This window comes from Flavobacterium sp. FlaQc-28 (assembly GCF_044007415.1).
Taxonomy (GTDB): Bacteria; Bacteroidota; Bacteroidia; order Flavobacteriales; family Flavobacteriaceae; genus Flavobacterium.
In genome coordinates, this window is sequence record NZ_JBIPCM010000010.1 from 164,867 (window position 1) to 188,226 (window position 23,360).

A 23,360-nucleotide genomic window follows, 5' to 3' on the forward strand; every position below is an offset into this window, starting at 1 on the left:
AATGAATTTTTGCTGCCCTTTTTTAACTAGATTATTTTGCTAGAATTAGTAAGTGGTTATAAATCAGGTTTTAGTGATTATTTCGCTAAAAATTGAGTTGTTAAAATAATTGCATAATATTTACTTTTTTAAGAGAAATAAAGCAGATTTTTTGTAATTCTTAAATGAAAAGATTTTGAAACTGATTTTTGTCTAATGTATTGATTGCTTATGATTTAGCTGAGGTGGTAGTAAAGTGGTTAAACTTATTAACAAAGTGGTGTATAGTGGTAATATGTGGTATTTTTTTTTATATTTTTGCTGTGTAACATATTAGTACGTTTTTCTTGAATACAATTGTTGGAACATATGAGTGTAAAGTCGATGCTAAAGGGAGGTTAATGATACCTGCACCTTTAAAAAAGCAATTGGCTGCTTCTCTTCAGGACGGTTTTGTCTTGAAGCGTTCCGTTTTTCAGCAATGTTTAGAGTTGTATCCGATGGAAGAATGGAATCTAATGATGGCAAAAATTAATAAGCTGAATCGTTTTGTAAAAAAGAACAATGATTTCATTCGCAGATTTACTGCTGGAGTTAAAGTGGTAGATATTGATGCATTAGGGAGATTGTTGGTGCCAAAAGATTTAGTGACGTTTTCGGGTATTTCTAAAGATGTTGTTTTTTCATCTGCGGTTAATATTGTGGAAATTTGGGATAAAGATTTATACGAAAAATCAATAAGCGGCGAAGATATGGATTTTGCAGATTTAGCCGAAGAAGTAATGGGAAATATTAATGACGACGACAATGGAATATCATAATCCAGTTTTACTTCATCCAACAGTTGATGGTTTAAATATTAAGCTAGACGGCATTTATGTAGATGTAACGTTTGGCGGCGGCGGTCACTCAAAAGAAATTTTGAGAAGATTGGGGCCAAATGGAAAATTATTTGCTTTTGATCAGGACGAGGATGCGCTTGCAAATGCATTGCCTGACGAAAGATTTACTTTGATTAATGAGAACTTTAGATTTATAAAAAGATTTCTTCGTTTTCATGGTGTTAAAGCAGTAGATGGAATCTTGGCAGATTTAGGAGTTTCATCACATCAATTTGATGTTCCAGAGAGAGGTTTTTCAACCAGATTTGATGCCGAACTGGATATGCGGATGAGTCAAAAAAATGATTTAAATGCTTATCGAGTGGTTAACGAATATGAAGAACAGGATTTACGTCGTGTTTTTTTTGATTATGGGGAGTTGAAAAACGCACCAGTTCTGGCAAGAACGATTGTTGAGGCAAGGCAAGATTACCCAATCAAGACAACCGATGAATTAAAAGAAGTTCTAGCAAGATATTTACCAGAAAGAGTTAAGAATAAAATATTGGCTCAGATTTATCAAGCGATTCGTATTGAAGTAAATCAGGAAATGGATGTTTTGAAAGAGTTTATTGAGCAGTCTTTAGAAATTTTGAAACCAGGCGGGAGATTTTCGGTAATCTCATACCATTCATTAGAAGACAGGCTGGTAAAAAGATTCATTAAAAACGGAATGTTTGAAGGAGAACCAGAGCGCGATTTTTATGGAAATTTTTCAGTGCCATTTAAAACGATCGGAAAATTGATTGTTCCAGATGATGCCGAAATTAAAATCAATAATAGAGCAAGAAGTGCGAAATTAAGAATTGCTGAAAAGATATAATATATATAGGTAGAAAATGAAGAGTGGAGTATTTGGAATATTAAAAGCAAGATTTCTGCTAAATGATGATGCTGTAAAGAACTGGCGATTCATTGTTTTTATAATTCTGCTGGCGATTTTGATGATTGCAAATACACAGCGTTATGAACAAAAGGTTTTTGAAATTGCAAAATTAAACAACGAAGTAAAAGAATTAAGATCTGAATTTGTAGATCGACGTTCAGAATTGATGAAGTTAAAAATGGAGTCAACCATATCGGATAAAATGCTCGAAAAGCAAATTTTTCCGTCGACAGTTCCTCCAGTGAAAATAGAAGTTAAAAAAGAAGAAGAAAAAAGTTTCTTTAAAAGAATATGGCAGTAGACGATAAACATATATCCTACAGAATTTACCTCGTAGCAGTTTTCATCTTTTTGATGGCAATTGCTATTGTTGTTAAATTGACCAATATTCAATGGGTTGAAGGAGATTACTACCGAAAATTAGCAAAACAGCGTACCGTTAGAAATTTTGTAATTCCGGCAAACAAAGGAAATATTTACTCTGCTGATGGAAGTCTTTTGGCAACGTCAATTCCGAATTACGAGATTCGTTTTGATGCTAAAGCTCCAAAAACAGAAACTTTTGAAAAACATGTAAAAGCATTGTCAGATTCGCTTGTAACGGTTTTAGGAAAATCTGGAAGTTATTTTGAAAAAGAATTAAGAAAAGCCAGAGCAAATAAAAATCGTTATTATTTGATTGCTAGGAATTTAAGTTATACTGAATATGTGAAAATAAAAGGTTTTCCATTATTCAACTTAGGAGCTTTCAAAGGAGGGATTATTGTTGAGCAAGAAACAGTTAGAAAACATCCGATAGGAAAAATTGCTGAAAGAACAATTGGATATGACAGAATTGACCCGGCAACAGGAGTTGAAGTTGGAAAAGGAATTGAGTGGGCTTTTAAGAATTATTTGAACGGAAAAGACGGGAAAATCTTAAAGCAAAAAATCGCAAAAGGACAGTGGAAACCAATTCGTGATTTGAACGAAGTTGATCCTATTGATGGTTATGATGTTATTTCAACAATCGACGTTTTTATTCAGGATATTGCACATCATGCTTTATTAAAACAATTAGAAGACTACGAAGCAGATCATGGTTGTGTGGTGGTTATGGAAACAGAAACGGGGCATGTAAAAGCAATTTCGAATCTGGGAAGAGCTGAAGATGGGTCGTATTATGAAACCACAAATTACGCAATTGCAGAATCTCAAGAGCCGGGATCGACTTTTAAACTAGTTGATTTAATGGCAATTCTAGAAGATAAAGTGGCTGATACAAGTACCGTTTATGACAGTCATGGTGGTGAAATTAGATATTATGGACGTGCTGTTCGTGATTCGCACAGAGGAGGATATGGGAAAATTACATTAGCCCGCGGATTTGAACTTTCGTCAAATACAGTAATGGTTCAGGCGGTTTATGAAAATTACAAAAATAACCCATCTAAGTTTGTAAATCATATTAACAGTTACGGATTAAATAAGACATTAGGGTTGCATTTTAAAGGAGAAGGAAGGCCTTATATTCCACAGCCTGGAGACAAACACTGGTCAGGAATTTCGCTTCCTTGGATGGCTTTTGGTTATAATGTTTCGGTTACGCCAATGCAGACTTTAGCCTTGTATAATGCTGTTGCAAATAATGGTGTAATGGTAAAACCGCAATTTGTGTCGGAAATTAAAGAATGGAATAAAACGATTAAAAAGTTTGATGTCGAAGTAATAAATCCAAAAGTTTGTTCGCCTGAAACCATCAAAAAGGTGAAAGCAGTTTTGGCAAACGTGGTAAAAAAAGGAACTGGTTCTAAATTGTATTCGAAAGATTTTTCGATGGCAGGAAAAACAGGGACAGCTCAGGTAAATTATGGCGGAAAAGAAGGTAAATCTGCTATGTATTATGCGTCCTCTTTCGTTGGGTATTTTCCAGCAGATCATCCTAAATATTCTTGTATTGTAGTGGTTCATAAGCCAAATACCTCTAGAAATAATTATTACGGAGCAGACGTTGCAGGGCCGGTTTTTAAAAGAATCGCTCAAAAAATATTTACAGACGCACCATCAACAAATAAGATTAAACAACTTGATTCTAAAATCGCAAAGCAGGAAAGCAGTTACGATAAATACGATGTAGAATCAAATAAAAAATCGAAACAAATTCCTAATTTAAAAGGAATGCCGGGAATGGATGCAATTGCTTTACTAGAAAATTTAGGTTTAAAAGTGAAAGTAACAGGAGTAGGAAAGGTTAAGAATCAATCGATTCAAGCGGGACAAAACATTAGTAAAAACTCAATTATAGTATTAGAATTATCGTGAAAATACTAAAAGACATATTATACAAAGCGGCGATTGAATCTGTTATAGGTTCAACAGAAGCTGCTATTCATAAAATTGAATTTGATTCGCGTAAAGTAGAATCAAATGATGTTTTTGTGGCAATTCGAGGAACACTTTCTGATGGTCACGATTATATCAATAAAGCAATTGAGTTAGGGGCTGTTGCAATTATTTGCGATACGCTTCCTGAAGCAATTCAAAAAGGAATTACTTATGTTCAGGTAAAAGATACCAATACAGCTTTAGCTTTTATGGCGGCGAATTATTTTGGCGATCCATCGGCAAAATTAAAATTGGTAGGAGTAACAGGTACAAATGGTAAAACAACCATTGCATCATTATTATTTCAGTTGTTTCAAAAGGCAGGTTTTAAAGTTGGTTTATTGTCAACTGTAAAAATAATGGTAGATGAAACGGAATATCCAGCAACGCATACAACACCAGATTCAATTACAATCAATCATTATTTAAATGAGATGGTTGAAGCTGGAGTAACGCACTGCTTTATGGAAGTAAGTTCACATGGAATTCATCAAAAACGTACAGAAGCATTGCATTTTGTAGGAGGGATTTTTACAAATCTTTCGCACGATCATCTAGATTATCATCCAACTTTTGCTGAATACAGAGATGTGAAAAAATCATTTTTTGATTCTCTGCCAAAAACAGCTTTTGCATTATCAAATATTGATGATAAAAACGGAACTGTAATGCTGCAAAATACGGCTGCAAGAAAATTTACGTATGCTTTAAAAACATATGCAGATTTTAAAGCAACAATATTAGAAAGCCAATTATCAGGTTTATTGCTAAAAGTAAATGACAATGAAGTTTGGGTAAAACTAATTGGAACTTTTAATGCATACAATGTTTTAGCGATTTACGGAACAGCAGTAGAATTGGGTATGGATAGCCTTGAAGCGTTGCGCTTATTGTCTGATTTAGAAAGTGTTTCGGGTCGTTTTCAATATATTGTTACCGATTCTAAAATCACAGCAATTGTAGATTATGCACATACGCCAGATGCTTTAGAAAATGTTCTAAAAACAATTGAAGACATCCGTACTAAAAACGAGCAATTGATTACAGTTGTGGGCTGCGGCGGAAATAGAGATAAAACAAAAAGACCAATTATGGCAAAAATTGCTACAGATCTTAGTGACAAAGCAATTTTAACATCAGATAATCCTAGAAACGAAGATCCTGAAGTGATTTTGGATGAAATGGAAAAAGGTGTAGAAGCACATAATTACAAGAAAATATTAAGAATTACTGATAGAAAACAGGCAATAAAAACTGCTTGTCAATTGGCTCAGCCAAATGATATTATCCTAATTGCAGGAAAAGGTCATGAAACCTATCAAGAAATAAACGGAGTTCGTCATCATTTTGATGATATGGAAACCGTAAAAGAAATTTTAGATCAACTAGCAAAGTAAAGTTTAAACGGTTAATTGGTTATTCGTTTAATCGAGTAATTATTAAATGAACAATTAACGAATCAACAAACCAACGATTAAACAAATAAACCAAGATATATGTTATATTATTTATTTGAATATTTTGATAAAACACTGGATTGGCCAGGAACAGGAGTTTTTCAGTACATCACTTTTAGATCAGCTTTGGCTTTTATGCTTTCGCTGCTTTTATCAACGATTTACGGGAAAAGAGTTATTAACTTCTTGCGTAACCAGCAAGTAGGGGAAACAGTTCGTGAGCTTGGTCTTGCTGGACAAAATGAAAAAGCAGGAACACCTACAATGGGAGGTTTGATTATCATTTTTGCAACCTTAGTTCCCGTTTTGTTATTTGCAAGACTGCACAACATTTACATCGTATTGCTTATTGTAACTACGTTGTGGATGGGTACAATTGGTTTTGTTGACGATTATATCAAAATATTTAAAAAAGATAAACAAGGACTTAAAGGTATCTTTAAAGTTATCGGGCAAGTTGGTCTTGGTATTATAGTAGGAGCAGTTCTTTATTTTAATCCTGCAGTTACCGTTAGAACGGATACTGGACGAGCGGATATTTTTAAAGTAAATGCAAGCACAGCTGTGGTACTGCCAGCTCCTGCTGAAGAAAAATCTACGGCAACAACAATTCCGTTTGTAAAAAATAACGAATTTGATTATGCTGAAGTTTTATCATTTTTAGGAGATGGATATGAAAAATGGGCTTGGTTAGTATTTATCCCAGTAGTAATTTTTATTATCACGGCGGTTTCTAATGGAGCTAATTTAACAGATGGAATAGATGGTCTCGCAGCGGGAACCTCGGCGATCTCAGTCCTCGCGCTCGGAATTTTTACGTTTGTTTCAGGTAATATTATTTTCTCTAATTATTTGAATATAATGTATATACCCAATTCAGGAGAAATGACCGTCTTTATCTCTGCTTTTGTAGGTGCGCTGATTGGTTTTCTTTGGTATAACTCCTATCCCGCATCTGTTTTTATGGGAGACACTGGAAGTTTAACAATTGGAGGAATCATAGCCGTTTTAGCAATTGCGGTTCGTAAAGAAATATTAATCGTTTTGTTCTGTGGAATTTTCCTAGCAGAAAGTGCTTCAGTAATTATTCAGGTAGCTTATTTTAAATATACAAAAAGACGTTTTGGAGAAGGTCGAAGAATTTTCCTGATGTCGCCATTACATCATCATTATCAGAAAAAAGGATACCACGAAAGTAAAATCGTTACAAGATTCTGGATTGTTGCAATCATGTTAGCTATATTATCAATCATTACTTTAAAATTAAGATAGATGAGATTGGTAGTACTAGGAGGAGGAGAAAGCGGAGTTGGAACCGCGATCCTTGGAAAGAAAAAAGGTTACGATGTTTTTGTATCTGATTTCGGAAAGATAAAAGAGAGTTATAAAGAAGTTCTTATCATAAATAAAATTCCTTGGGAAGAAGAGCAGCACACTGAAGATTTGATTCTGAATGCTGATGTGGTGATGAAAAGTCCGGGAATTCCAGAGAAATCTCCGATAGTAAAAAAGCTGATTGCGGCAGGAATAAAAGTGATTTCGGAAATTGAATTTGCTTTTCCATTTACAGAAGCAATGACAGTTGGGATTACAGGAAGTAATGGTAAGACAACAACAACAATGCTGACTTATCATTTACTAAAATCAGCGGGACTCAATGTAGGTTTGGGAGGAAATATAGGAAAGAGTTTTGCCTGGCAGGTTGCCGAAAATAAATACGACGCATACGTTCTTGAATTAAGCAGTTTTCAGCTGGACGGAATTATAGATTACAGGCCAGATATTGCGATAATAACAAATATAAGCCCGGATCATTTAGATCGATATGAATATAAATATGAAAATTATATCAATTCGAAGTTCCGAATAACAATGAACCAGACTGAAAGCGATTATCTCATTTACGATGCAGATGATGAAGCAAGTGCAGAATGGTTAAAGAACAACAAAACAAAAGCAAAATTAATTCCTTTTTCATTGACTCAGAAATTTGATGAAGGGGCTTCTATAAATAACAACAAAATGGAAATAAAGATCAACCAAGAAGAGTTTACAATGGAAACAGAACACATTGCGTTAGAAGGAAAACATAACATGAAAAACGCAATGGCAGCAAGCTCCGTAGCAAAATTGATGCAGATTAGAAATGCAACAATTCGCGAAAGTTTATCTAATTTTCAAGGTGTTGAACACCGTTTAGAAAAAGTATTAAAAATTCAAAACGTACAATATATCAACGATTCAAAAGCAACAAATGTAAATGCTACTTTCTTTGCTTTAGACAGCATGAATGTTCCAACAGTTTGGATTGTCGGCGGCGTTGATAAAGGAAATGATTACAACGAATTAATGTCATTGGTTCGTGAGAAAGTAAAAGCAATTATCTGTTTAGGAATCGATAATCGTAAAATTATTGATGCTTTTGGAAACGTTGTTGATATTATGGTTGAAGTAAATAATATGAACGATGCTGTAAAAACAGCTCAAAGATTAACAGAAAAAGGTGATGCTGTTTTATTGTCTCCAGCTTGCGCAAGTTTCGATTTATTCGAAAATTACGAAGATCGTGGAAAGCAATTCAAACAAGCAGTGCACAACTTGTAGAAAATAGTTTAAAGTTTCAGTTCTGATAGCTATCGAGATTGAAACCTGAAACAAAAGAAACTTGAAACAAAACAACAATGAAGGAGTTAGTTAACAAACTAAAAGGAGATAGAGTAATATGGTCATTCGTGGCTCTGTTGGCGTTGTTTTCATTTATGCCGGTTTTTAGCGCGAGTAGTAATCTGGCATACATAGGTCATGGAACTGGAAATACATTGGGTTATTTGGTAAAACATTTGGCACACGTTTGTATTGGTTTTTTGATTATTTACTGGGTTCACAAAGTGCCATATCATTATTTTAGAGCAATTTCTAAAGTGGCGCTTCCAGTAGTTTGGTTGTTGTTATTATACACCTTGTTGAAGGGGACTGTAATTGCGGGAGCAAATGCAAGTCGTTGGATTCAGGTGCCGTTCATTGGAATTACATTTCAAACATCAACATTAGCAGCAAGTGTATTGTTTATTTATGTTGCCCGTTATTTGTCGAAAACCAAAGAAGAAAACGAGCCGTTTCAAACCTCATTTATTCAGCTTTGGGTTCCAGTTTTTATCACCTTGGCACTTATATTACCAGCTAACTTTTCGACCACAGCGTTGATTTTTTCGATGGTGATGATGTTGACCTTTATTGGTAAATATCCTTTAAAATATATTGGATTTATTATTGGTTCGGGAATTGCGATGCTGGCTTTTTTCCTTTTGGTGGCAAAAGCATTTCCAGATTCAAGATTTTTCAGCAGAGTATCAACTTGGGAAAGTCGTATTATGAACTTTACCACTGATAAACCAGATGAAGATGATTATCAAATTGAGAAAGCAAAAATTGCAATAGCATCAGGAAGATTAGGCGGTTTAGGACCTGGGAAAAGTGTTCAGAAAAACTTTTTGCCCCAATCATCTTCAGATTTTATTTATGCTATTGTAGTAGAAGAATATGGTTTGGTAGGAGGAGTTTCGATATTGGTTCTTTATTTATTGTTGTTATTCCGATTTGTAATTGCATCGCATAAAGCCAATACGCTATTCGGAAAATTAGTCGTCGTCGGTCTCGGATTCCCCATGATATTTCAAGCAATGATTAATATGGCGGTTGCAGTAGAATTGCTGCCGGTAACAGGACAAACGCTTCCATTGATAAGTTCTGGAGGTAGTTCGATTTGGATGACTTGTTTCTCACTTGGAATTATCATCAGTGTAACCAAGAAAGACGAGGAGATTGCTGAGGAGATGGAGGAGAAAGAAAGACGAAAAGAAGCACTTCAAAGATTAATTGATAAAGAATTGGCTGAAGAAGATTTAGCTGTTGATGAAAAAGAAGTTTATCAAGATGCAGAAATGTATTCAATCGAGGATAGTTCAAAAAATCCAATGAATGCCGTTTTAAACAAATAAAAAAGGGTAAAATAGTTTATAATAATAGCTATTAAAAAATATGACAAAGTATAAATTCATACTAAGCGGAGGAGGAACAGGAGGACATATTTATCCTGCAATTGCGATTGCAAACGAATTAAAATTACAATTCCCTGATGCTGAATTTCTTTTTGTGGGCGCCAAAGATAAAATGGAGATGCAAAAAGTACCACAGGCAGGTTACGAAATAAAAGGTCTTTGGATTGCTGGTTTACAAAGAAAGTTAACATTGCAAAACATGATGTTTCCTTTAAAATTGGCTTCAAGTTTATTAGAGTCAAGACGAATTATTAAAAAGTTCAAGCCAAATGTAGTTATTGGAACTGGTGGTTTTGCCAGCGGTCCATTATTGCAGGCAGCTGGTTCAGCAGGGATTCCGACAGTAATTCAAGAGCAAAATTCTTTTCCGGGAATTACCAATAAATTGTTGAGCAAAAAAGCAAATGCAATTTGCGTAGCCTATCAAAACTTAGAAAGATTTTTTCCAAAAGAGAAAATTGTTTTGACTGGAAATCCAGTTCGTCAGGATTTGATTGATATTGAAAGTAAGCGTGATGAAGCGATTGCATTTTATGGTTTAGATCCGAATAAAAAAACATTGTTGGTTCTAGGTGGAAGTTTAGGTGCACGAAGAATCAATCAGTTAATTGAAAAGGAATTGCCAAATTTTCTTTCGCAAGATGTTCAGATAATCTGGCAGTGTGGAAAATTATATTATGAAGAGTATAAAAAATACAATCAGCCGGGTGTAAAAGTGGTTGATTTCATTGAAAGAATGGATTTTGTATACGCTGCTGCAGATGTGATTATTTCAAGAGCAGGAGCATCATCAGTTTCGGAATTGTGTATTGTTGGAAAACCGGTAATTTTTATCCCGTCGCCGAATGTAGCTGAGGATCATCAAACTAAAAACGCACAAGCTATTGTAGAGGCGAAAGGTGCAATTTTATTGAAAGAATCTGAATTGGATAATGAATTTAGCATTGTTTTTGAAGCGCTGCTGAAAGATGAAGGTAAACAAAAACAATTGAGTGCAAACATTAAAAGATTAGCAAAACCAAAAGCAACGCAAGATATCGTTGCAGAAATTGTCAAGTTAATTCAATAAGCTTTAAGCTTGATGCGCTGTCTAAAGAATAGCAAAGTGTAAAGGAATATAATAGAATTAAGTAATAAAGATAAAGGTTGAAGGCTTAAAGCAGAAGAGAAATGAATTTAAATCAAATACAAAACGTTTATTTTATTGGTATTGGAGGCATCGGAATGAGTGCTCTGGCCCGCTATTTCAAATATATTGGGAAACAGGTTTCTGGTTACGATAAAACGCCGTCAATGCTTACAAGTGAATTGATTGAAAGCGGTATAGATATTCATTTTGAAGATAATATTAATTTAATTCCAGCAAATTATCATGTAGAAAATACATTGGTGATTTTTACGCCTGCGGTTCCTAAATCGCATTCGGAGTGGAATTATTTTATTGAAAGAAACTACGAAATTAAAAAGCGTGCCGAGGTTTTAGGAATCATTACCAAAGACACCTTTAGTTTTGCAGTTGCAGGAACACACGGTAAAACAACAACGTCTAGTATTTTAGGACATATTCTATATGAAAGCGGTGCTGATGTAACGGCATTTGTGGGTGGAATTGTAGAGAATTATAACTCTAATTTAATTGGAACTGGGAAAACGGTTACTGTTGTTGAGGCAGACGAATTTGATCGTTCGTTTTTGCATTTACACCCAAATATTGCATGCATAACTTCTATGGATGCCGATCATTTGGATATTTATGGAACAAGTGAAGCTATTGAAGCTTCGTTTGTAGAATTTGCAGCGAAAGTTGAAGACAAGAATAATCTGTTTATAACTAAAGAATTACCTCTTGAAGGTGTTCAATGTGCTATAAACGAAGATGCAGTATATAAGGCATATAATGTTAGAATTGAAGATGGAGCTTATGTTTTTGATGTGCAGACGCCATCAGAAATAATAAAAGATCTTCATTTTGGACTGCCTGGTAAACATAATTTAATGAATGGGTTAATGGCTATTGCGATGGCAAAAACTTATGGCACCCCGACCAGTGCTATCGCAAAAGCCATTGCTTCATTTAACGGAATCAGAAGACGTTTTTCTTATCAGATCAAATCGGATAAGTTGGTTTATATAGATGATTACGCACATCATCCTACTGAAATAAATGCTGTTCATCAGGCGGTTAGAGAATTGTATCCTGGAAGAAAAGTTTTAGCGATTTTTCAGCCTCATTTGTTTAGCAGAACAAAAGATTTTGCTGACGGATTTGCTGAAAGTCTTTCTCAATTTGACGAAGTGTTTTTAATGGATATTTATCCAGCACGCGAATTACCAATGGAAGGGGTTACGTCGCAATGGTTGTTGGGTAAAATGACAAATTCGAACAAAAAAATTGTTGCAAAAAATGATTTATTAGCGGAAATCAAAGCCAGTGATGCGCCAATAATTGTAACAATAGGAGCTGGAGATATTGGAGAGATGGTGCCGTCAATTAAAAAAATGCTGTATGAAAATATTTAATTGGACAAATATTCGATTAATACTAATTTTTGGATTGGTACTTTTTTTATATTCTTTCGCGCAACACCGAAATGGAGAGCGAAAATTAAAGAAATCTGAGGTCGTTTTTGTAGGAGAAAATACGCTTTTTGTTAAGCCGGAAACGGTTAATAAATTGTTGATAGAAAATAAAAGAGACGCTTCCAGTATTAGAAAAGATGAGTTAGATTTGAATAAGATTGAAAAAACCCTTGATACGCAAGACATGATTGAGAAGTCGAATGTTTTTGTAAGTATCGATGGTGTTCTAAAAGCGGTAGTAAAACAGAAGACAGCCATAGCAAGAGTTTATGATGGTGATCAGTCTTTTTATATTGACTATGAGGGCGGTAAAATGCCTTTGTCTGACAATTTTACTGCTAGAGTTCCTCTTGTTTCAGGGGCAATAAATGAAAAAAATAACGAAGATTTAGCTGCTTTATTTCGCACAATTTATGACGATGCGTTTTTGAAAAAAAACATCATTGCAATAGAGATTATGCCGAATGGCAGCCTAAAAATGTTTAATAGAAATTATAATTACTTCATCGATTTTGGCAGAATGATGAATGTTGATAAAAAATTTAGAAACTATAAAGCCTTTTTTCAAAAAGCGGTTTTAGATAGTTCGTTATATAAATACAATAAAATTGACCTTAGGTTTACGGAACAAGTAGTTTGCACAAAATAATAGAAAATGGAAAAAGATAACATTGCAGTAGGTCTAGATATTGGAACGACAAAGATAGTTGCCATGATAGGCAAGAAAAATGAGTATGGAAAGCTTGAAATTTTAGGTATTGGTAAATCTAAAAGTTTAGGAGTTGCGAGAGGAGTTGTAAACAACATTACGCAAACTATTCAATCAATTCAGCAGGCTATACTTGAAGCAGAAAACAATTCAGGTTATAAAATAAAAGATGTTGTTGTGGGTATCGCCGGACAGCATATTAGAAGTATTCAGCATACAGATTACATCAGCCGTAATAATCCAGAAGAGGTAATTGGAGAGAAAGATATTCAGCTTTTGATTGATCAGGTAAATAAATTGGCGATGCTGCCAGGTGAAGAAATTATTCACGTTTTACCTCAGGAATTTAAAATTGACGGACAATCTGAAATTAAAGAGCCAATCGGAATGTACGGCGGAAGATTAGAATCTAGTTTTCACGTTGTAGTTGGTCAAGCGTCTTCAATTAGAAATGTGGGACGCTGCATTCAAAGTTCAGGAATTGAATTGTCTGGATTAACATTAGAACCATTAGCTTCAGCAGATGCGGTTTTAAGTCAAGAAGAAAAAGAAGCCGGTGTTGCACTAATCGACATTGGAGGCGGAACAACAGACTTGGCTATTTTTAAAGATGGGATTATTCGCCATACAGCCGTAATTCCTTTTGGAGGAAATGTAATTACAGATGATATTAAAGAAGGTTGTTCGATTATCGAAAAACAAGCTGAACTTTTAAAAATAAAATTCGGATCAGCTTGGCCGGGAGAAAATAAAGACAACGAAATTGTTTCTATTCCAGGTTTAAGAGGCAGAGAACCAAAAGAGATTTCGCTTAAAAACTTGTCTAAAATTATTCACGCACGTGTAGTGGAAATTGTTGAGCAGGTTTTCGCAGAAATTAAAGCTTACGGGCACGAAGATCCTCGTAAAAAGTTAATTGCAGGAATTGTTCTTACTGGAGGTGGTGCTCAATTAAAGCATATTAAACAATTAGTAGAATATATTACTGGAATGGATACCAGAATAGGATATCCAAATGAGCATTTAGCAGGAAATTCAAGCGAAGAAATTTCAAGTCCATTGTTTGCAACAGCTGTTGGTTTAGTAATGAACAGTATTGAAAACAGCACGCAAAGCGCGGTTAGAATGGAAATTGTAAACGAACAGCCAAAAGTTGTTTACAGAAATGTTCCTCCGCCAGTGCAGCGATACGAAGTAGAAGAAAATTACGTTGAAAGAGTAGAAACTATTGAAGATACTCGAGAAACAGTAAGCAGAGTTGAAAAACCTGAATCTACAGAAACAAAAATTAGAAGATCATTTTTTGATAGATATGTCGATAAAATCAAAGATTTTTTAGACAACGCAGAATAATAAAAGAAAAGGATTACTCTTTGCCCCAAGCCAAGAAGTAAAAGATGTATTAAATAAGAATTTCAAAAACCAAAAAGATGATGAGCAACTCAGAATTTGGAAGTATTTCATTTGATTTACCAAAAAACCAATCAAATGTTATCAAAGTAATAGGTGTAGGTGGAGGTGGTAGTAATGCCATTAATCACATGTTTAAACAAGGTATTAAAGGCGTTGATTTCATCGTTTGTAATACCGATTCACAAGCGCTGCAAAACAGTTCAGTGCCTAACAAAATTCAGTTAGGTATGAATTTAACAGAAGGTCTTGGAGCAGGAGCAAATCCTGACGTAGGACAGCAGTCTGCTATTGAAAGTATTGCCGATATCGAAAAAGTATTGGATCGTGGTACTAAAATGGTATTTATCACTGCAGGTATGGGTGGTGGTACTGGTACTGGTGCTGCTCCAGTAATCGCGCAATTAGCAAAAGAAAGAGAAATCCTTACTGTAGGTATCGTGACAATTCCATTTCAATTTGAAGGGAAAGTACGTCAGGAGCAAGCGTTATTAGGAATCGAAAAATTACGTAAACAAGTTGACTCTTTAATCGTAATTAATAATAATAAATTAAGAGAAGTTTACGGAAACCTTGGTTTCAAAGCTGGATTCTCTAAAGCCGATGAAGTTTTAGCAACTGCCTCTAGAGGTATTGCTGAAGTAATTACGCATCACTATACTCAAAATATCGATTTACGTGATGCTAAAACAGTTTTAGCAAACAGCGGAACAGCTATAATGGGATCGTCTGTGGCAGAAGGTGAAAATAGAGCTAAAGATGCAATTATATCAGCATTAGATTCACCATTATTAAATGACAATAAAATTACAGGTGCCAAAAACGTATTGTTGCTTATCGTTTCTGGATCTAATGAGATAACTCTTGACGAGATTGGAGAGATCAATGATCATATTCAAGCTGAAGCAGGTTATAACGCTAATATTATCATGGGAGTTGGTGAAGACGAAACTCTTGGTGAAGCTATTGCAGTAACTATTATTGCTACTGGTTTTGATGTTGAACAACAAAATGAAATCGTTAATACAGAACCTAAAAAAATAATTCATACGTTAGAAGATGAGCAAAGAAGTGTTCATAATTTAACCAATAAAACACTTGCTTCTTTTGATCTGAATGCAGATACACCTATTGCAAAATCAGAGGAAAAAGTTATTTTTGATTTAATGGACGATACGGATACGGTTGCTCCCGTAAATGAAATTCCAGCTGCTCCTGTAACAACGCCAACAATTAATCAAGAAGAATTGGTGGTAATGTCAGAGTTTATTAAAAACCTTGACGTAACTTTTGAAATCGTTTCGCCAATTACAGATATTGATTTCAAAATTTCAACGCCTGCAGCAGAAATTGTTCAAGAAGTAAAACCTGTACAGCAAAGAACATTTGAGAAAGAAGAACAAACGACTTTTTCTTTTGATCTTCCTCTTTTTAGATCAGAGCCTGAAGTTAAAAGAGAGCCGGTTGCTGAGCAGGAATCAAAAATTATGTTTGAGCTGAGTAATGAAACTCGCAACATTAAAGTAAATGATCCTGTACAATTTGTGCCAGTAACAGAACTTTCAGATAAAGGTGTAATAAAATATTCTTTAGAAGAATATATGGAGGTAGAGAATGACTTAATGTCTTCAAAACCTGCAGAAAAAATAATCGAAGATGTAGTCCCTGAAGAGCTAAACATTACTTTGAAGCCGAAAGTTGATTTTGCAACAGATGCAGATTATACAACAACTTCAGAAGTTTCTCCAATGGAATTAACAATTGAAGAAACATTACGTTTAAGAGCTGAAGAAAGAAGAAAGAAACTAAAAGAGTTTAATTATAAGTTTCATAATAATGTTTCTAGAATTGATGAGTTGGAAAAAGAGCCAGCTTATAAGAGATTAGGAATTGATTTGTCAAATTCTCAATCTAACAATACAAATTCTAGAATTTCAGTTGGAACAGATAGTAATAATGATCTTCAATTACGTTCAAATAATTCATTTTTGCACGACAACGTAGATTAATTTTACAATCATAATATTAGGGTAACCCGAAAATTGGATTTAATTTTCGGGTTATTTTTTTTATCTTCGCACAGAATTTAGGAATTTGACTTCTTTGCTTTAGTTTTAAAGTTAATTCTGTTGTTAGCTCAACTGAAGGCAAAATACTTTCGAGTTAAATATCAATTTATAAGCAATTGCTTATTCAAATAAAAAATATAAAGATGAGTTTACAAACACAAATCATGGACGAGATTAAAACGGCCATGAAAGCAAAAGATACTGTAGCGCTAGAATCATTAAGAGCTATTAAATCGGAGTTATTGTTGGCTTCAACAGCTTCAGGATCTAAAGAAGATTTATCAGAAGAAGATGAAATCAAATTACTTCAAAGATTAGTAAAAACTCGTAAAGAGAGTGCTAGAATTTTTACGGAGCAAAATCGTCCTGATTTAGCTGAACCAGAATTGGCTCAAGTTGCAGTAATCGAGAAGTTTTTACCAGCGCAGTTAAGTGAAGAAGAAGTAGAAGCTGTAGTTGCAAAAATTATTGCTGAAACAGGAGCTTCGGGAATTGCTTCAATGGGTAAAGTTATGGGATTAGCATCTGCTCAATTAGGCGGAACTGCTGAAGGAAAAACTATCTCTGCAATTGTAAAGAAACTATTAGTTTAAAACATAATTTTAGCGTTCAGATTTTAGATTGCTGATTGTAATCTAACATCTGAACTCTAAAATCATAAATCACCTGACCGCGTAGTTCAACTGGATAGAATATCAGATTTCGGCTCTGAGGGTTGGGGGTTCGAACCCCTCCGCGGTCACTATAAAAATTGAAAGCCTGCAAAGTGTATATTTTGCAGGCTTTTTTATGGTTCGAAAATCCTTAGTGATTTCTTTAATTTTACAAAGTCTCAATGTTTGCAAGTAATTTTGGTTCGAATCCCATCAAGGATTTTGTTTTCTGCATAAATGATCTAGTTAATATCATCCAAACACAAAACCATCATTCCATTAAGCCTATTGCCAAATCCGTAGTAGCTGTTGGGTGCTGTTTTTTATTCTTTCGTAAATTTAATTTGTCCACCGCCTTGAAATAAAATCATTGTCTTGTCTATCGGATTAAATTCAAATTTAGCTCCTGCTTGGTCAAACTTAAATTTGTCTTTTTCCGTTGCTTCAAGAGAGAATGCTGGCTGTCCTGTGCCTTGTGCGATTAAAGCGTTTCCATCTTTTGTAAATGTAATTTTAAATGGAATTTCTTTGGAAGCATAAACGCCTAAATAATTATTAAAATCTTCCGAAGTCAAGTTGTAAGTTGTGAAGACAGGTATATCGTAAGGTTTGCCGTAAATTGCACTTAAAACAGTATTAGAAATATCATCCATATTTAACTTTGTTCCGTTTGTAATTAAAGCATACGAAATTTTGTCGTCTGCGAAATGAGAATAAACTGAACTAAAGCCATCAATTCCGCCTCTGTGTCCATAGCCGATCTTGTCATGGAAAGGCATTTGAAACAGACCAATTCCGTAACCATCTTTAACGGATTTCATTATTTCAAGACTTTCAGGTTTTAAAAGTTTTCCTCCAAACAAGGCGTCTGCGAATTTTGTCAAATCACTTGGCGTTGAAATTATTGCTCCTGCACCTAATGGAATTGTAAAGTCGGTTTCGGTCACTGCCTTCCAAGCTCCTGTGAAGTTGTATGATTTGCATTCATTGTTGTTTGTATTGATTTTTCCAAAAACATACGTATTTGTCAAACCAAGAGGCTTTGCAATATATTTTTGCAATAATTCAGAATACGATTTTGAAAAAGTTGTTTCTAGAATATAAGTCAAAAGCACAAAGTTTGAATTGCTGTACTCTGCTTTGCTGTCTGGTTCGAAATCGCTGTCTCCTTTTGCTATAATTTCAAGCATTTCTTTTTCTGTTTTTGGCTGTGTGTTCCAAGTTAGATATTCATTGTCATCTGTGAAATTGTGTATCCCGCTTCTATGACTAAGTAACTGTTTTATAGATATTTTATCTGCATTTTTTAGTGTTGGAAACCATTTGTTAATAGTTTGGGTTAAGTCCAGCTTTTTTTCTTCAGTTGCTTTTAAAATCAAAACTGCTGTGAATGATTTAGAAATTGAACCAATTCTGTATTTTGAATTTTTGGTTGCTTTAATGTTTTTTTCAACGTCTGCAAATCCAATTGATTTTGTGTAAATGATCTCACCATTTTGTGATATTGCTACACTTCCCATAAACTTGTCGTTTTCTTCAAGTACATTGAAGTAATTGTCTAATTTTGCTGTGTAATTTGTTTGAGCAAATGCGATTTGACATAATACCAAAAGTAGTACTGTTGTTAAGATTGTCTTTTTCATTATTGACTTGTTTTTATCGTTTACGAGGTGCTATGTCTGACAAATGTCAGTATTTATTTGTTTTCAAAAATAGTTTTTTTATTTTATAAACCACCAAGCGGACTTTTATTTATTGAATAGTTTTCGTACTAAAATTAATATGGGTTTTGTTGCTCTTGCTACTGTGATGAATTACGGGAACTTGACTTTAACTAATAATGATATTAAATTCAAATAGCAAAATTACACATCCCCCAAAATCTTTAAATCTACTAACATATGGGGCGAATTCTGTACCGTCAAGGTCACTACAAAAAAAAAGCCTGAGAATAAAATTCTCAGGCTTTTTTTGTAGTTCGAAAACTTCTTCAAAATGTGTTTACTTTTTAGAAAGGCAGTATTTGTAGAGAACATTGGTTCAGATCCTGTCAAGAATCTTCAATTTCCAGATATATCGGTTTTAAGTTTTGTAGAAAAAAAACTCTTGTTTTGAAAAAGTTAAATCAACTATTGTAAATTAATTTTAATAATTAATCACCTCTAATTTATATCCAATGCCATGGATATTAATAATATTTACTAATGGATCTTTATCCAATTTCTTACGAAGCTTTGAAACAAACATATCCAAACTTCTTGTAACTATTATACCCTCATTTGTCCATACTTCTTTCTGCAGTATGTTTCTTTCGATAATTTTATTGGGTGATGAGAAAAAAATATGCAGCAATTTTGACTCCTTCGACGTTAATAAAACTTTCACACCTTCATACTCAACATAATGCTGTTCATAGTAAAAAATATATTTCCCAATTTGGATATTTTTAGCAGACTCTTTTTTAGGAGTTATTTTTTCTTTTTTTCTGTTAAATAGGTGCCAAAGCAAAGCAGATAAAACTAAAATTACAATAACAAAAAAGATAAATTTATTGTTTAAAAAAGCATTTTCATTTGAGCCAAACTTAATAATAATATTGTAGCAATTATTAGGCATGCTTCTCCCAATACACGGAATTATATTTTCTTTATTATCTAATGATATTAAAAAACTATAGATAATTTCTTTATTTGAGCATTTAAATACATTTACAGAATATTCACTTGGAAATGTACTTTTCTTAATGTTTCTCTGGACAATTGTTACCAATGAATCTGGTACAAAAGAAAACTCATTTTCAAAATTAATTTGGAACTCATTTGCTGATAGAATTTTTATCGGCATTACTTTAGAAATGCTATCCCTAGAGCTATTCAGTAATTCATGACCTATTTTTCTTAGTAGTATTTCGTTTCTGGGATTTTCAACATATGATTCTTGCAGAAAGGCTGGATAAATAAAAATTAGCAATAAAATCAGCACAGGTACAAATAAGGCAAGTAGGTATTTTTGTTTCATGATTCAAAAGTATTTTTTTTAATGCTTATTAAAAATAGATTTAATGAAATTTTACTTTTTTTACATTTCTTTTACATTGTACATTGTAGTGTATTTATAAAATGACAGTAGGTTTGCTGGAATAAAATAAATAACATGACAAAAATATTTACTTCAAATGGAACTTGGGATAATGGCATTTTTATTATCCGAATAGTGGTAGCTTTTTACATATTCAGACATTCTCTAGAATTGTTTGATATGCACATACTCATTAAATTTCTAAAGGAAATAAATTTTCCATTTCCTGTTTTTTCTGGGTATGCTGCCAAAATTATTGAGTTTATAGGATCAATATTATTAGCCGCAGGTCTTTTTACTAGATTTATTACTCCGCTATTAATTGCTGTAATGGCTGGTGTTATTTATACTATGAGTGAAGGCGATATTTTTAATGGGGAACTTCCTTTTTTATTTGCTCTGCATTTTGCTTTATTCTTTTTTATTGGACCAGGAAAATGGAGTTTGGATTATTTGCTATTTGATAAAAGAAACAACAAAAAGATATGATTTTTTTCTAAAGATGAATTGAAAATAAAAATGGGTATTTATGAAAATAAAAATTAGGTTCCTGAAATGTATAATTCTGTTAACAGTATTCAATAATCAACTTTTCGCGCAAGACGCTATCGATAAAAAAATCCTTTGGACTACTGATTGGAGTTCTGATGGGAAATTCATGGCTGTCGGTGGAAACTTAGACACTCTGAAAATTTACAGCGGAAAGAATTTAAAATTATACAAATCATTTCCAATAAAAAGTACAATAACTCGTATAAAATGGCATCCCTCAAAAAACAGTATTGCAGTTGCAACCCAACTATCGGAAGATAAATCATGCATTATAAATTTGGATACCAATGAAAAAATTGAATTGAACGGAATTTCTCCTGATGGAGCAAGAGGAATAGACTGGAATTATACAGGGGAGTATTTAGTTGTTGCTGACAATGAGGGGCAAGTATTGATTTACGATGTGAAAGGTAATTTAGTAAGGAGTTTTAAGAATGAAAACAGTAAAGGCATTACTGCTGTTGATTGGCATCCTAAAAAAAATATAGTAGTAGCGGTTTCAGACAAAATACGGTTATTTGACATTCAAGGTAATTTGATAAAATCAGTTAAACATAGAACAGAAGAAGTAATGTTATTAAGCGTTGCTTGGCACAAATCAGGCTCGTTTTTTGTTACAGGCGATTATGGTGACGCACAAAATAAATCATTACTTCAATATTGGAATGAACAAGCGGAACTTTTAAGATCAATTGATATTAGCAAAGGTGAATACAGAAATTTAACTTGGAATTCAAAAGGAAGCAGATTGGCAGCGGCAAGTGATGCACTAAGAATTTTTGACGCCAAAGGCAGACTCATTTCAGAAGGCAGATCTAAAGATTATTTATGGGGCGTTTCTTGGAATAAGGAAGGAAACAGAATTATTACATCAAGTATGGAGCAAAATATAATACTTTGGAACAAGAGAGCCGAAAAAATAGGATCAATAGAATAGGGGCATCATTAATATATTAAGCAGTTTATAAATTTGGTGAAGTTTTTACTTTTAATTGTGTTTTATTTTAACGGAAAATACTTGTTTTATAAGGTGTAAAAGGAAAGACAGTTGTAAAAAAAAGCCCCAACAAATTGTTTTGTTGGGGCTTTGAGTTAAAGAGCGTTAAGTGCCTTTGTACAATGGGTTTTGTTCTAGAGTTGGATCACTGTTTAAAGTAGGAACATCTATTGGCCATATTATTTTATGGTTTATCCCATCAATATTTTGCAGTACACCTACTAAAGGAAGGTCTATTCTAAATGCTAAAGGAGTTCCAGTTGCGTCTTGCATACGACGCAGGTCGTACCAAATTTTTCCTTCGGCTACAAATTCCTTTTGTCTTTCAGCGAAAATAGCTAATTCGTTTTGTTCGAAGGAACCATTTGCATAGACAGGAGCCGTACCTCCTCCGCCGGCATAAGCGCGGGTTCTGATGATGTTGATTTCGGCAGAAGGATCTTGATTTTGCTTGTTTTTTATTTCAGCCAGCATCAAATAAGCTTCAGAAAGACGGTAAACAGGGAAATCATCTGAAAAAGTACGCGCACCATCGACAATAGTTCCGATGAATTTACGCAAGTTGGTGGCGTGAACTGTTCCTTTGTTGAAATTTAGGAAAGTAACATTTGCTCTCGTATCTGCCGCCTCATATTTTTGATATAAGTCATATTTGTACTCATATCTGATGATGGTTCCGCCTCCATTTACCTTTAGCGGATCGTTAGAAGGAATAGCAGCACCTTTGTCGTCAACATAACCTGCTAACGGATCTGTAATAGCGTAAATAAACTGACCGTAGCTGCTTGTTGCTTCTCCAAAGCCAAATCTCAAAGCAAAAATAATTTCACTATTTCCTTTTATTGAAGCTGTAGCGGCTGAGTTAAATATATTGGCAAAGCTTGATTGTAAGCTGTATTTAGGTATAACAGCTTCTACTGCAGTTCTTGCAATTGCTAAATCAGCAGCTGTAGATGTTGGGCTGGCACCATCAATTTTTACTTTTGCAGACCATAAATAGACTTCGGCTTGAAGCATTTGTGAAGCTCCCAAAGACCATTGTCCTTTTTGCATTTTAGACGTGTAATCTCCAGAAAAACTTGCAATAGATTTCGTTACATCTTCTTTGATAAAGTCTAAAGTTTCTTTTTCTGTTTTTGTACGGGGCAAATAAGCATCTTGAGCTGTTGTAGGTGTCGTGATAGCAACTTTAGGTTCTTTGGTTACAGGAAGTCTTCCGTAAGTACGATACAATTGAAAATAATAAAACGCTCTTAAACCATAAGCCTGACCAAGATAATAACTTTTATCAGCAGCAGTCAAATATTGGGCTTTTTCTACTTGATAGATGAAGTTGTTTACCTGAAATATCGGAGCATAAAGTCCCGCCCAGCCTGTAATACCAGGAGATGATTCTCTAATATCCTGACGAACTATAGATCCTGAGTTTAAAGATGCAGTTCCGGTAAAGCTGGTTCCGTCTCTTAATGTTCCTCCTCTAAGTTCTCCTAATGTAAACAATGTAAATTGATAGCTTCTTAATTGGTTATGTAATCCTACCATTGCTCCATCTACTTGAGAAGGAGTTTTCCAAAAGCTTTCACTAGCATAATAATCTTCTGGAGCTAAATCCAGTTTGTCGCAGGCATTAAACGTAATTGACAACGCTAAAAATGCAATTCCTATTAATATCTTTTTCATATCTTTT

The 23,360-nt window shown here is 34.0% G+C and carries 19 protein-coding genes and 1 tRNA gene; 17 read left to right on the forward strand and 3 right to left on the reverse strand.

The window, feature by feature from the left end:
- Positions 1-326 precede the first annotated feature (326 nt).
- The 15 genes from ACHRVL_RS20995 to ACHRVL_RS21065 all read left to right on the forward strand — a co-directional run bounded on the left by ACHRVL_RS20995 (position 327) and on the right by ACHRVL_RS21065 (position 17,135).
- Positions 327-800 (forward strand): division/cell wall cluster transcriptional repressor MraZ, encoded by a 474-nt coding sequence (locus tag ACHRVL_RS20995; protein ID WP_395415287.1) that lies wholly within the window; start codon positions 327-329, stop codon positions 798-800.
- Positions 775-1,683: a 16S rRNA (cytosine(1402)-N(4))-methyltransferase RsmH gene (gene rsmH, locus ACHRVL_RS21000; RefSeq protein WP_395415288.1), complete on the forward strand. Its 909-nt coding sequence runs from the start codon at positions 775-777 to the stop codon at positions 1,681-1,683. The genes ACHRVL_RS20995 and rsmH overlap by 26 nt, the downstream gene beginning before the upstream one ends.
- A gap of 16 nt (positions 1,684-1,699) precedes the next feature.
- On the forward strand, positions 1,700-2,047 hold the full coding sequence (locus ACHRVL_RS21005; RefSeq protein ID WP_089054919.1) for an FtsL-like putative cell division protein: 348 nt from the start codon (positions 1,700-1,702) through the stop codon (positions 2,045-2,047).
- A complete protein-coding gene (locus ACHRVL_RS21010) occupies positions 2,038-4,047 on the forward strand; it encodes a penicillin-binding protein (RefSeq protein WP_395415289.1) in 2,010 nt (669 codons plus the stop codon). Before ACHRVL_RS21005 ends, ACHRVL_RS21010 begins: the two co-directional genes overlap by 10 nt.
- Entirely contained in the window at positions 4,044-5,507 is a 1,464-nt protein-coding gene (locus ACHRVL_RS21015; RefSeq protein ID WP_395415290.1) for a UDP-N-acetylmuramoyl-L-alanyl-D-glutamate--2,6-diaminopimelate ligase, read from the forward strand. The genes ACHRVL_RS21010 and ACHRVL_RS21015 overlap by 4 nt, the downstream gene beginning before the upstream one ends.
- Positions 5,508-5,606: 99 nt before the next feature.
- Positions 5,607-6,839 carry a phospho-N-acetylmuramoyl-pentapeptide-transferase gene (gene mraY, locus ACHRVL_RS21020; RefSeq protein ID WP_089054916.1) on the forward strand — a complete coding sequence of 411 codons (1,233 nt, stop codon included), beginning with the start codon at positions 5,607-5,609 and terminating at the stop codon, positions 6,837-6,839.
- On the forward strand, positions 6,840-8,171 hold the full coding sequence (gene murD / locus ACHRVL_RS21025; RefSeq protein WP_089054915.1) for a UDP-N-acetylmuramoyl-L-alanine--D-glutamate ligase: 1,332 nt from the start codon (positions 6,840-6,842) through the stop codon (positions 8,169-8,171).
- Between the two features lie 77 nt (positions 8,172-8,248).
- Positions 8,249-9,565, forward strand: coding sequence for an FtsW/RodA/SpoVE family cell cycle protein (locus tag ACHRVL_RS21030; RefSeq protein WP_395415291.1), 1,317 nt, complete (start codon positions 8,249-8,251; stop codon positions 9,563-9,565).
- A 40-nt stretch (positions 9,566-9,605) separates the two neighbouring features.
- Positions 9,606-10,694, forward strand: a complete 1,089-nt coding sequence (murG, locus tag ACHRVL_RS21035) for an undecaprenyldiphospho-muramoylpentapeptide beta-N-acetylglucosaminyltransferase (RefSeq protein ID WP_395415292.1) — start codon at positions 9,606-9,608, stop codon at positions 10,692-10,694.
- A 101-nt stretch (positions 10,695-10,795) separates the two neighbouring features.
- A complete protein-coding gene (gene murC, locus ACHRVL_RS21040) occupies positions 10,796-12,145 on the forward strand; it encodes a UDP-N-acetylmuramate--L-alanine ligase (protein WP_395415293.1) in 1,350 nt (449 codons plus the stop codon).
- Complete coding sequence (locus tag ACHRVL_RS21045) at positions 12,132-12,854, forward strand: cell division protein FtsQ/DivIB (RefSeq protein ID WP_089054911.1); 723 nt, start codon at positions 12,132-12,134, stop codon at positions 12,852-12,854. Before murC ends, ACHRVL_RS21045 begins: the two co-directional genes overlap by 14 nt.
- 6 nt (positions 12,855-12,860) lie before the next feature.
- A complete protein-coding gene (ftsA, locus tag ACHRVL_RS21050) occupies positions 12,861-14,267 on the forward strand; it encodes a cell division protein FtsA (RefSeq protein WP_089054910.1) in 1,407 nt (468 codons plus the stop codon).
- 77 nt (positions 14,268-14,344) lie between these two features.
- Positions 14,345-16,333 carry a cell division protein FtsZ gene (ftsZ, locus tag ACHRVL_RS21055; protein ID WP_395415294.1) on the forward strand — a complete coding sequence of 663 codons (1,989 nt, stop codon included), beginning with the start codon at positions 14,345-14,347 and terminating at the stop codon, positions 16,331-16,333.
- A 203-nt stretch (positions 16,334-16,536) separates the two neighbouring features.
- A complete protein-coding gene (locus ACHRVL_RS21060; RefSeq protein WP_395415295.1) occupies positions 16,537-16,986 on the forward strand; it encodes a GatB/YqeY domain-containing protein in 450 nt (149 codons plus the stop codon).
- A gap of 75 nt (positions 16,987-17,061) precedes the next feature.
- Positions 17,062-17,135: transfer RNA gene (locus ACHRVL_RS21065), tRNA-Arg, on the forward strand.
- A gap of 234 nt (positions 17,136-17,369) precedes the next feature.
- On the opposite strand, the gene ACHRVL_RS21070 is transcribed toward ACHRVL_RS21065, so the two are convergent.
- The gene (locus ACHRVL_RS21070; protein ID WP_395415296.1) at positions 17,370-18,689 is read right to left on the reverse strand and encodes a serine hydrolase domain-containing protein; all 1,320 of its coding nucleotides are present in this window, start codon (positions 18,687-18,689) and stop codon (positions 17,370-17,372) included.
- Positions 18,690-19,191: 502 nt separating this feature from the next.
- Positions 19,192-20,064 (reverse strand): winged helix-turn-helix domain-containing protein, encoded by an 873-nt coding sequence (locus ACHRVL_RS21075; RefSeq protein ID WP_395415297.1) that lies wholly within the window; start codon positions 20,062-20,064, stop codon positions 19,192-19,194.
- Between the two features lie 135 nt (positions 20,065-20,199).
- Between ACHRVL_RS21075 and ACHRVL_RS21080 the strand changes: the two genes are divergently transcribed.
- Together ACHRVL_RS21080 and ACHRVL_RS21085 are read left to right on the forward strand one after the other, a co-directional pair.
- Positions 20,200-20,613 carry a DoxX family protein gene (locus tag ACHRVL_RS21080; protein ID WP_395415298.1) on the forward strand — a complete coding sequence of 138 codons (414 nt, stop codon included), beginning with the start codon at positions 20,200-20,202 and terminating at the stop codon, positions 20,611-20,613.
- 40 nt (positions 20,614-20,653) lie between these two features.
- Positions 20,654-21,613, forward strand: a complete 960-nt coding sequence (locus ACHRVL_RS21085; protein WP_395415299.1) for a WD40 repeat domain-containing protein — start codon at positions 20,654-20,656, stop codon at positions 21,611-21,613.
- A 165-nt stretch (positions 21,614-21,778) separates the two neighbouring features.
- Here ACHRVL_RS21085 and ACHRVL_RS21090 read toward each other — a convergent pair whose 3' ends face one another.
- Positions 21,779-23,353, reverse strand: a complete 1,575-nt coding sequence (locus ACHRVL_RS21090; protein WP_395415300.1) for a RagB/SusD family nutrient uptake outer membrane protein — start codon at positions 23,351-23,353, stop codon at positions 21,779-21,781.
- Positions 23,354-23,360: the final 7 nt, after the last annotated feature.

Bases quoted from the DNA above. Each gene is read 5' to 3' on its own strand.
- ACHRVL_RS21070 (WP_395415296.1), bottom strand. From the start codon at position 18,689: ATGAAAAAGACAATCTTAACAACAGTACTACTTTTGGTATTATGTCAA.
- mraY (WP_089054916.1), top strand. From the start codon at position 5,607: ATGTTATATTATTTATTTGAATATTTTGATAAAACACTGGATTGGCCA.
- ACHRVL_RS21090 (WP_395415300.1), bottom strand. From the start codon at position 23,353: ATGAAAAAGATATTAATAGGAATTGCATTTTTAGCGTTGTCAATTACG.
- murC (WP_395415293.1), top strand. From the start codon at position 10,796: ATGAATTTAAATCAAATACAAAACGTTTATTTTATTGGTATTGGAGGC.
- murD (WP_089054915.1), top strand. From the start codon at position 6,840: ATGAGATTGGTAGTACTAGGAGGAGGAGAAAGCGGAGTTGGAACCGCG.
- ACHRVL_RS21045 (WP_089054911.1), top strand. From the start codon at position 12,132: ATGAAAATATTTAATTGGACAAATATTCGATTAATACTAATTTTTGGA.
- ACHRVL_RS21030 (WP_395415291.1), top strand. From the start codon at position 8,249: ATGAAGGAGTTAGTTAACAAACTAAAAGGAGATAGAGTAATATGGTCA.
- ftsZ (WP_395415294.1), top strand. From the start codon at position 14,345: ATGATGAGCAACTCAGAATTTGGAAGTATTTCATTTGATTTACCAAAA.
- ACHRVL_RS21075 (WP_395415297.1), bottom strand. From the start codon at position 20,064: ATGAAACAAAAATACCTACTTGCCTTATTTGTACCTGTGCTGATTTTA.
- ACHRVL_RS21010 (WP_395415289.1), top strand. From the start codon at position 2,038: ATGGCAGTAGACGATAAACATATATCCTACAGAATTTACCTCGTAGCA.
- ACHRVL_RS21060 (WP_395415295.1), top strand. From the start codon at position 16,537: ATGAGTTTACAAACACAAATCATGGACGAGATTAAAACGGCCATGAAA.
- ftsA (WP_089054910.1), top strand. From the start codon at position 12,861: ATGGAAAAAGATAACATTGCAGTAGGTCTAGATATTGGAACGACAAAG.
- murG (WP_395415292.1), top strand. From the start codon at position 9,606: ATGACAAAGTATAAATTCATACTAAGCGGAGGAGGAACAGGAGGACAT.
- ACHRVL_RS21005 (WP_089054919.1), top strand. From the start codon at position 1,700: ATGAAGAGTGGAGTATTTGGAATATTAAAAGCAAGATTTCTGCTAAAT.
- ACHRVL_RS21080 (WP_395415298.1), top strand. From the start codon at position 20,200: ATGACAAAAATATTTACTTCAAATGGAACTTGGGATAATGGCATTTTT.
- ACHRVL_RS21085 (WP_395415299.1), top strand. From the start codon at position 20,654: ATGAAAATAAAAATTAGGTTCCTGAAATGTATAATTCTGTTAACAGTA.
- rsmH (WP_395415288.1), top strand. From the start codon at position 775: ATGACGACGACAATGGAATATCATAATCCAGTTTTACTTCATCCAACA.